9 protein-coding genes are annotated in these 10638 nt (G+C 27.3%); 2 read left to right on the top strand and 7 right to left on the bottom strand.

What is annotated here, in order from left to right; all coding sequences use genetic code 11:
• On the bottom strand, nt 1-567 hold a 567-nt coding region (locus Q0F58_RS14525), incomplete at its 3' end, for a GTP-binding protein (RefSeq protein ID WP_294378011.1).
• A gap of 54 nt (nt 568-621) precedes the next feature.
• Nucleotides 622-1587, bottom strand: a complete 966-nt coding sequence (locus Q0F58_RS14520; protein WP_294378009.1) for a GTP-binding protein — start codon at nt 1585-1587, stop codon at nt 622-624.
• A 178-nt stretch (nt 1588-1765) separates the two neighbouring features.
• Between Q0F58_RS14520 and Q0F58_RS14515 the strand changes: the two genes are divergently transcribed.
• Entirely contained in the window at nt 1766-2320 is a 555-nt protein-coding gene (locus tag Q0F58_RS14515) for a metal-dependent hydrolase (RefSeq protein ID WP_294378007.1), read from the top strand.
• 122 nt (nt 2321-2442) lie between these two features.
• On the top strand, nt 2443-3255 hold the full coding sequence (locus Q0F58_RS14510; RefSeq protein ID WP_294378006.1) for a Fe-S oxidoreductase: 813 nt from the start codon (nt 2443-2445) through the stop codon (nt 3253-3255).
• Nucleotides 3256-3320: 65 nt separating this feature from the next.
• Here Q0F58_RS14510 and Q0F58_RS14505 read toward each other — a convergent pair whose 3' ends face one another.
• From Q0F58_RS14505 to leuA, 5 genes are all read right to left on the bottom strand, one after another.
• Nucleotides 3321-4274 carry a DUF2232 domain-containing protein gene (locus tag Q0F58_RS14505; protein WP_294378004.1) on the bottom strand — a complete coding sequence of 318 codons (954 nt, stop codon included), beginning with the start codon at nt 4272-4274 and terminating at the stop codon, nt 3321-3323.
• 173 nt (nt 4275-4447) lie between these two features.
• A complete protein-coding gene (locus Q0F58_RS14500) occupies nt 4448-5497 on the bottom strand; it encodes a M42 family metallopeptidase (protein ID WP_294378002.1) in 1050 nt (349 codons plus the stop codon).
• Between the two features lie 277 nt (nt 5498-5774).
• Nucleotides 5775-7295, bottom strand: coding sequence for an N-acetylmuramoyl-L-alanine amidase family protein (locus tag Q0F58_RS14495; protein WP_294378001.1), 1521 nt, complete (start codon nt 7293-7295; stop codon nt 5775-5777).
• Between the two features lie 132 nt (nt 7296-7427).
• Entirely contained in the window at nt 7428-8489 is a 1062-nt protein-coding gene (gene hisC / locus Q0F58_RS14490) for a histidinol-phosphate transaminase (RefSeq protein ID WP_294377999.1), read from the bottom strand.
• A gap of 64 nt (nt 8490-8553) precedes the next feature.
• Nucleotides 8554-10221: a 2-isopropylmalate synthase gene (gene leuA / locus Q0F58_RS14485; RefSeq protein WP_294377996.1), complete on the bottom strand. Its 1668-nt coding sequence runs from the start codon at nt 10219-10221 to the stop codon at nt 8554-8556.
• Between the last annotated feature and the right edge of the window lie 417 nt (nt 10222-10638).

The following is a 10638-nucleotide window of genomic DNA, read 5'->3' as shown; positions in this document are numbered from 1 at the left end:
TAATTTAGAAGACAGATTAAACTTATTATCCACTTTTAAAATAAAAGCTTTTTGATTAATTTGCCTCAAAGCATTGATTTCTTTTTTAAGATTTTCTTTCTCAATTTTTTCAGTATTATTAATTATTATCATGTCTGTACTTCTTATAAATGGTACAATATAGTATCCCAAATTATTTATATTATTGAGAAGTTTCGTTCCATCAGCCACAAAGTAAATTGTAGATAATCTCATTATTTTTTTAATTTCCTTATCTTCTAGTTTGTCTTTAAAGCTTTTAATGTCTTCTGTTCCATTAAATTCAATTATTATTCTATTAGGTTTGAATTTTTTACTTTCTCCTTTTAAGCAATTTTTCAAATCTTTTAAATTATCTATCTTTAATATTTTTATTGGATAGTTTATATCTTTTATTTGAAATATACTTCTGTTTCCCTCTTCCATCTGTATTATAAGTACTTTTTCTCCAACAACCTGACTTTCCTTTAAAAGAGAATTTATAAAAGAAGTCTTTCCATATCCCAAAAAACCTGTTACAACTTCTATGTCTATTTTCAATATTTTCACCACCTTATTATCTTATACATGTTCTAGTTAATAAAAAAATTGAAATATATGCATTTATCTAAAGAAATTATTTAAACTTTTTTTATCCAGTCCCATTCCAATAATTGAAATGACTTTTTTGTTAGACCATCGTATTTCTCTTATTTTAAATTCAGATGGAACATAATCAAATTGATAATATTTTCCACATTTAGTCTCTATTATGCCTTTTGCTCTTATTACATTTCCATAACAATTATTTTCAGAAATAAATTTAAATTTACTTTTCAACTCCTCTGTACTTATACATTTATCCATAGGTATTGGATAACTTTCAAAAATTTCATCTGCTTTATGAGTATTTAATAATTGATTTTTTTTAATTGAAGCTGTTCTACTTCTATTTATAGATTTTATATCATACTTATTGCTGCTAGAGCTCACATTGATTTTGTTGTCCCTTAAAAAATCCTCTGCCTTGAGTTTATCCCATGGTTCACATATTATTTTTGCTTTTTCATTATATTTTTTTATGGATTCTGCAACTTTCTCAATATGAATATAGTCTTCTGATTGTGTTCTGCTTAAAACAATTGTATGTCCATTTCTTATCTGATTTTCATAGAATTCTTTAAAATTCTTTGAATAATTATCATAATTTCTAACATCTACAAGGGTAAAAACATTTCTTATCTCAAGCATATGACTGAATTTTATATTAGTCAGTATATTTATTATTTCACTGAGCTTTGCAACTCCAGATGGTTCAATTATTATGTTCTGAGGCTTATACTTGTTTATCACTTCCAAAACTGCATCATCAAATTTTCCTGAAACCTGACAGCATATACATCCCGAATTGATTTCTTTTATTTCAATATCATTTTCTCTTAATATTTCACCATCTATTGAAATCTCACCAAATTCATTTTCAATTATTACAGTATTCTTTCCATATACATTTTCAGTCAGAAACTTTTTAATAAGCATTGTCTTTCCAGAACCCAGAAAACCCGAAAATATATCTACAATAATTTTCATATAACTGCTCCTATAAAATACTATTCCTTGTAATAATTTATACTCTTCTCCTTTATCAGATATGCAAAAACATAATAAATTGAAATATTTTTATATTTTTTTATAAAATCTCTTCATCAGAACACTTATTCGATATATAATATTATTAATACAAACATACATTTGAAGGGGGAAAACTATGAGCGGAAAAGAACATATGACTATTGGTACATCTGCTTCAATAGGACTTGTTATAGGATTAATAGGACTTGGAAATGTACCTATTAATATTGACATGATAATTCTTATTCTAGGCGCAATCACTGGATCATATATGCCTGACATTGATAGTCATAAATCAACTGCTTCTCAGATATTCAATAAGGTACTAATGTTTTTGATAATAATTGTTTCCTTGTTTTACATATTGGGAATTCAGTTTAATACTACATATATCTATTCCATAAATAAAATTTTAAAACTTAATTATAAAGGAGTTATTCTTTTTTCAGTACTTACTATACTAGGAAAACTCTCTCCTCATAGAATGTTTACTCATAAATGGCTTGGAACAACAGCCTTCTGTTATAGCATATATTTAATGGGCAATGAATATCTTTCATTGGGTTTCACACTTGGATATGTTCTTCATATAATTGCTGATAGAATAACCAAAAATGGAAAGTATCTTAAATTCTTTCAATTCAAACTTCCTATGAAGAATTCAAAAGATAAATTCACAATAAGCTGGTAAAACATAAAAAGCAGAGTTTACGAAATCTTTTTCATCTCTTTTCATAAACTCTGCTTTTAGTATGCGTATATTAAAAAAATATAATATATTATTTAATATGAATAATGTAAAGGTGATTTCAAATGAATTTTGTTAATTCTATAACTGACAGGACAAAAAATGCCCTGCTAAAATCTATAGCATCACTACTTGAAAAAAATCCTCAGACCAATCTTCCTAAAGTACTAAAGATTTCAAAACTTCTTGCTTCTGATAAAACTATAATTGAAATGATTGATAATTTTGAACTTTCATACAATGAAATCCCCGAATTAAAATCATATGTTGATGATTTTTTAATGAATATAGATAGCAGTATATTAAAAAATTTTTTCATCAACATATTAGGTAATAATATTACCAAAAATGAAAATAACCATCACAACTCAAAAACTGATTATATACTTCATTCTCTTTTACTTGATAAAAAAACACTAAATTCTGACTCCAAAGACTTCACTTATGATGAACTTGATAAGATAATATATGTTTCAAAAAGAACAGGTATTTTCACTTTTATAATATCTAATTACGAAGATTACTCCTTTTCTTTCCTTTATAAAATCTTTAAAAAATATAATTCCTGTCTTTTCATTCCTTTTATGAACCCAAAAAACATAACTGAAAATTCTTGTGTTAAAATTCTTAAATGCAGAAATGTACTGCCTTTATTTGCATATGAAACAAGAAATCTTAACATTTTAAGAAAAAATAAAATCCCAGGAATTAATATAATCTACCTTCAATATCTGTTTAAGAAAACAAATTTTAATAATGACTTTTTTAATTTAAAGACATTTTTCCTTGATTTTAATAATAATTTAATATTAAAAAAACTTACAGCTGACTCTTTGGCACATTTATTTAAAACAAATTATATTCTGACTTCTAATTGAAAGTTTCAAATATTTAATATAAAAATCCAGCAAAAGACATTAAGCTGGATTTTCTTTTTATGCATTTATATTAAATCATTTAATGTTTTCTTGAAATTTATTTTAAGATTGTATTTACAATCAAAATAAAAATTCAAAATTATCATAACTAAGAATGTAATATAAAAAAATTTCACTAAGCAATACAATAAAACAGCCTGATACAAAAACAATTTGCCTCTTGATTTTGTCAATGCATATATTGATTTGTTTATTATTCCCAAAGAATCCTGAAATACAAAAAATATTGCTATATATTCTATAGAGTTAATCAATATAGATATGTATGACTGCTTATCTGTTAATATATATGTATTCATAAATATAGTAATTAAAATCAACAGCATTCCAATACATATGGATTTTTTTGTACATGATAAAAATTGTCCATACCTTTTAAATTCACATAAAACAATAGATTTTTTAATAACATTATTCTGCTCTATTTTTAGTTTTTTGACTGCCACAGCCATCAATATGTAGCCACATATTACTGTACCTAATGGCAGGCATGATATGCTCATATATAATATAGTGTCTTTATACTGATCATATGTTGTTGGAAGTATATTAATGTAATTTATAGACTCCTTTAAGAAACTATATCCTGTAAGTGTACTGAAATTTATATCTACAAAAATCATTATTATGCATGACACAATACTTGAAAAAAACAAGTCATCAAAAATATTCCCTCTCATTTTCATAAATAAGGCTAATATAATTCCTAAAATCATACTCTGAAACATCATTATTCCACTTGGGATGTTTCCTATTATAAATATTATTATTATAAGAGAAACCACGCATGATAATATTGTATATGTTAAATCACATTTCAATAATATTATTCCAGTAAATGCAGGAACAATAAAATCTATATACCCAAAATATCCAAGACCTATTCCTATACAAAATACACTTACTGCTACAAATGCTGCACTGAGCATTGCTGCCTTGGTAAATTTTTTTACTTCCAAGTATTTTCACTCCTTAATTAAAGTAACAGCATAACTATAAAATCAATAAATATTTATCAGATATATAGATATTAAAAATTCCATAGTTAAGTTGCTTATAAAAAATATTAACATATATAGCTTAAAAATTTCTAAAATTTATTTTGCCAAGATTTTTGACGAATTATTTTTTATTATATTAAAGTTTCTTTAGTTAAATAATAATAAATCAATTTTACTGTGTTTTCAAGAGCATCATAATGTGTTCTTTCCATTCCATGAGAAGCTGAAACCCCCGGTCCTATAAGAGCTCCACGAATATTATTTCCACCTTTTAATGCGGCTCCAACATCTGAACCATAAAATGGATAAATATCTACAGCATAGTTTAATTTATTAGCTTTTGCTAAATTTACAAGGTCAGTTACCATATTAAAATCATATGGTCCTCCTGAATCCTTTGCACATATTGATACATCATATTCACTACAGTTTAAATCATCGCCTATACATCCCATATCCACACTTATCATTTCAGTTATATCCTGTGGTATATAAGATGCGCCATGACCAACTTCTTCATATGTTGAAATAAGTATTTTAGTTGTATAATCCGGCATAATATTTTCTCTTTTAAACATTTCAAGAATTGTTAACAGACATGCAACACTTCCCTTATCATCTATAAATCTTGATTTTACAAATCCTTTTTCTGTTATTTCAGTTTTTGGATCTATAAAAATAAAATCTCCACTGTATATTCCAAGATCAAGTACATCTTTTCTGCATGATACTTTTTCATCAATTCTTATCTCCATATTTTCTGGATCTCTTTTCTTACTCTTAGCATCTTCAAATACATGTGCAGCTGGACTTGTACTTAGAAAAGTTCCACTATAAATTGTACCTTCGCGTGTTCTTATTTTGCAATATTCTCCATCGAGAGTTGGTACTATAGGACCTCCTAAAAGTGTAAACTTTAAAGTACCTTTTTCTGTTATAGATCTCACCATACATCCTAAAGTATCAACATGAGCTGAAAGTCCTATAACTTTATCATTACTCTTCCCCTTTATGGTAATTACACCACAGCCTTTATTAGTTTTTTCAAATATATATCCATTTTTTTCACATATATCTTTTATTCTATCCATTATTTCAAAACAAAAACCTGTAGGACTGTTTTCTCTTAAAATTTTCTCCAGTATTTCTAGCAAATATTTTTTATCTACATTGATTTCCATATAAATATTCCTCTTTTCCTTATATTATTTTATTATTATTTATATCTTTCAGTATATAGATTATATACTTCCTATAATTTATGTAAAATCCAAAAGCACAAATACATACTTTTCTCTAAAAAATTATCTTTTTATATTTCAAATTTGTATTTTTTATACATTAACATATAGTAGTATATTTTAAATATACTCTTAATTTTCCATCATATATATACAAAAAAATAAGAACTGATAAAAGTATAAATTATCAGTCCTTATAAATTTCAATTTCTGTAAACTAATATGGATAATAATAAAAATGTGTTGCCCTATCAGTTGTAGCTGTATCTTGATAAACCTGTCTTCTATGAAGAATTTTATTATCAAAATTATATGATTGGTTGTCCACTATATAAGCATATCCATTTGTATCCCAACACATAAATATATATACATGAGTATATCCATTTGTAAACACTATATCTCCTGGTTTCAATTGAGATAAATCATAACAAGGAACAAATCCCATTGCAACAAGTTTATTTTCAAGATCATAAGTATTACATGTACTTGTTGGAAGACTTAACCCAACTCTTCTCATTGCTTCTGATGCAAAATAGACACAGTTATTACTTGTTATTCCTCCATGTAACGCTACTGCTGTCTGATCTACACTAACCTGATTCTGAGGATATGTCATATATTTAAATAACTGATAATTTGTATTAGAATGGGAATAACCAGAGTATGTATTAACAGTCTGTCCATTTGGCTGTACATAAGTATACTCATCTATCCATGTATTTTCTTGAGAAACCCCTGAACCATCTGCACCAAAAACATATCTTTTTCCATTTATATTCTTTTCTGTATTTACAGACATCTCTCCTGTAGATTCATCAAAATAATAAATCTTTCCATTTATGCTTATCAGTCCATATTGCATTCCACCTCTATCACAGAAAGAATAATATTTTCCATCTATATTCTGAATTCCAGTAAGCATTTCTCCAGTTTCAGAAAGATAAAATTTAGTACCTAAAATATTTTGAAGTCCTGTAAGCATTACTCCATCTTCATTAAAATAATACCATTTATTATTTATCTGTTTCCACGCATTTTTTACCATTCCAGAAACACGGTCATAATAATGCTTTACTCCATCTTTTTCTTCCCAGCCTTCTTTAATGATTCCCTCTTCTCCAAAATCATATTTTACATTATCTATAGTCTGTTCTCCTGTAAGTCTTTCACCATATCTATCAAAATATGACCATTTTCCTTTAAGATATCTCCAGCCCTTATTTAGTTTAAATTGATTTCCTTCTACATCACAATAATCATAATCACCATTTTCTATTTTTTTCTCTACTTCTTCAGAAATACTAGAAAATCTATTGTCACCTAAATCAAGATGTTTTAATTTAGAAAGTTTTGCAATAGAACTTGGAATATCTCCTTCCAATTTGCAATAATTAAAATTAATATATTCAACATTTGTTAAAAGTTCTATTTCTTTAGGAATTTCTTCATCACTTAATCTTTTATATGGACAATCTATTTTAACTATATATGAAAAATCTTCTACAGTAAGGTTGTCCCACTCCTTATTTAATTGGGCTGCCACCTCTTCTGTAAGCCAATTCCTGCTTATTTTATAATCATTAGAATCATTTTTCAAATTAGTTTCTGATTCATTTTGAACATTTTCAGCATAAACTACTTTGGTAGTTTCTGCATATGCTGCTTTTGTCGAAACACAAACTAAACTTAATACCATCAGCGACGTTGCTATAAATTTTATCCTATTATATACCATCAAATTCCTCCCTTTTTTCAACATTTATAATTATAACACTTATTTACTCCAATCTCAAATTTTTATAATTTGTTACAAAAAATTAATTCTGCAGCTAATTTCTAATTTAACTACAGAATTAAAGAATTTATATTAATTTTCTATTATTTCTTTTAACTTTTTAACAAGTACTTCCATTTCATCATCTGTTCCGATTGTTATTCTAAGATAATCTTCAATTCTTTCCTTATTAAAATGTCTGACAAGAACCCCTTTATTTTTTAGTTCTTCGTATATAAATTGTCCCTTCAGTTTATTATGTTTTGCAAAAATAAAATTAGCCTGCGAATCCAATACTTCAAAATCCATTTTTTTAAGATTTTCAACAGTATTTTTTCGTGTATTGATTATTCTATTTCTTGTTTCATTAAAATATTCTTCATCTTTAACAGCTTCTTTTGCTCCAGCAAGAGCAAGCCTGTCTATTGTATATGAATTAAAACTGTTCTTAACTCTATTCAATCCATCAATAAGTTCAGAATTTCCCATTGCAAATCCAACTCTTAATCCTGCAAGTGATCTTGACTTTGAAAATGTCTGCACTACTAAAAGATTATTATATTTATGTATATAATCAATCATGGATTTCCCACCAAAATCAATATATGCTTCATCTATAATTACAACTGAATCAGTATTTGCTTCAACTATTTTTAATATTTCTTCACATTCTATGTATTTTCCAGTGGGTGCATTAGGATTAGGAAATATTATTCCTCCATTAGGTTTTGTAAATTCTTCAAGAGGTATATTAAAATTATTATCAAGCTTTATCATCTCATAATCAAGATTAAACATTTCTGCATAAACTTTATAGAAAGTATAACTTACATCTGGAAATAAAACTTTTCTGCCCTTCTGGAAAAATGTCATAAACAAAAATGCAAGTATTTCATCTGATCCATTTCCTATAAATACTTCATTTTCATGTAATCCATAATATTTTGCTATCTCTTCTGTAAGATCACTACATGTTGGATCTGGATATAATTTCAATTCATCACATGCTGCATTTTTTATTGCTTCTATAACTCTTGGTGATGGTCCATATGGATTTTCATTTGTATTTAACTTTATATATTTTTTGTCCTTTGGCTGTTCTCCTGGAACATAAGGTTCCAATGTTTTTACATGATCATTCCAATATCTGCTCATTGCTTTGCCCCCTCATTTAGTAAAAATCTCTGAAAATCAAATTTCAGAGATTTTTTAATCATTATTATTTATATAAACGATTTATAGCACTCATCATAGACTTAATTGATGCTCTTGTAATATTACTGTCAGTACCTACACCAAAAGTCCTAGCACCATTGTCAAGTCTCTCCATGTAAACATATGATGCTGCTTTTGCTTCTGAACCTGTACTCATAGCATGTTCTGTATAGTCAATTATCTTTATATTCACTAAATTGCTTTGAACTAAAGATTTTTTAAAGGCATCAATAGGACCGTTACCTACTGCTTCAATATTGTTTTCTTGTCCATTATGAATTATTACAACATTAGCTTTTGAATCTTCACTTCCATCCATTTCTGAAATATCAGTGAATGTACATTTTACTAATTTAAATGGCTCTTCAAGGTCAAGGTATTCCTTAGTAAATGCATCCATAACTTCTGCAGGTGAAATTTCACCCTTAACTTCAGACATTTTCTGAATTACATCAGCAAATTCCTTCTGCATGGTTTTTGGAAGTTTATAACCATAACAATGATCCATAATAAACGCAACTCCACCTTTTCCTGATTGAGAGTTTATTCTTACTAAAGCTTCATACTCTCTTCCTAAATCACTTGGATCTACTGGAAGATATGGCACTTGCCATATATTTCCATGGCGTTCATTATATTTTTTCATTCCTTTATTTATAGCATCTTGATGCGATCCAGAGAACGCAGTAAATACAAGATTTCCAGCATAAGGATGCCTTACATGTACTGGAATTTTTACACATCTTTCATAAACATCAATTATTTCATTTATGTTTTCAAGATTAAGTTCTGGATTTACTCCATGAGAAAACATATTATACGCAATATTTAATACATCTACATTACCAGTTCTTTCTCCATTACCAAATAATGTACCTTCAACTCTATCAGCTCCTGCAAGAAGTGCAAGTTCACTATCTGCAACTCCTGTACCTCTATCATTATGAGGATGAACACTTAAAATTACTCTTTCTCTATCTTTAAAATGTCTGCACATCCATTCAATTTGATCTGCAAAAACATTTGGAGTATCCATTTCTACTGTTGCTGGAAGGTTTATAATAACTTTCTTATCCTTTGATGCACCCCATGTATCAAGTACAGCTTCACATACCTCAAGTGCATAATCAACTTCTGTTCCAGTAAAACTCTCTGGAGAGTATTCAAGAAGAATTTCACCTTCAAAATTTTCTGCATATTCTTTTACAAGTTTAGTTCCCTCTACTGCAATTTCCTTTATTTCCTCTTTGCTCATATTAAATACAACATCTCTTTGAAGTACTGAAGTTGAATTATAAATATGAACTATCGCCTTTTTTACATCCTTTAAACATTCAAAAGTTTTCTTAATTAAGTGTGGTCTTGCCTGAGTTAAAACTTGAACAACCACATCATCTGGAATACGGTTTTCATCCACAAGCTTTCTTAAAAAATCATATTCTATCTGTGATGCTGAAGGAAATCCTATTTCAATTTCTTTAAATCCAAGTTTAACCAATAAATTGAAAAATTCTATTTTTTCGTCAACAGTCATAGGATTTATAAGTGCTTGATTACCATCTCTCAAATCAACACTGCACCATATTGGCGCCTTAGTTATCTCTTTATCTGGCCAAGTTCTATCCTTTAATTTTATTGTTTCAAATCTCTTATATTTCTTATAATTTAACATCTATAGTGCCCCCCAAATATATTTATTATAAATTTTATTATTAATGTCCACATTCATTTTAAGCTTTTGCAGATATAATCCTTCGACTACACCTCTAATCTTCATAATAAATATAATTACTTTGTCTACTTTCTTGTTAACCCCACTTAAAACCACCTCTTTGTAAATTTTAGAACATTGATTATATTTTACCATACCATTAGTTTGTTGTAAATATTTCGAGAAATTGCCGTATAATTCATTAATAAAAAATATTATTTTTTATCTATATATGTTTGAATTAACAATATATAATTGAAAATTTACAATAAATGCTGAAATCTTTATAACATTTTTCTAATTTTTAATTATTATTTAGAGCATTATGTTCTAACCTCATCTTATATCTTTCGTATTTATAAATTCAGAACCTTATAT

This window comes from uncultured Clostridium sp. (genome assembly GCF_934754915.1).
In the GTDB taxonomy this organism is placed as follows: domain Bacteria; phylum Bacillota; class Clostridia; order Clostridiales; family Clostridiaceae; genus Clostridium.
The sequence above is the reverse complement of the archived record's forward strand: the minus strand, read 5'-3'. Positions and strand labels throughout refer to the sequence as shown.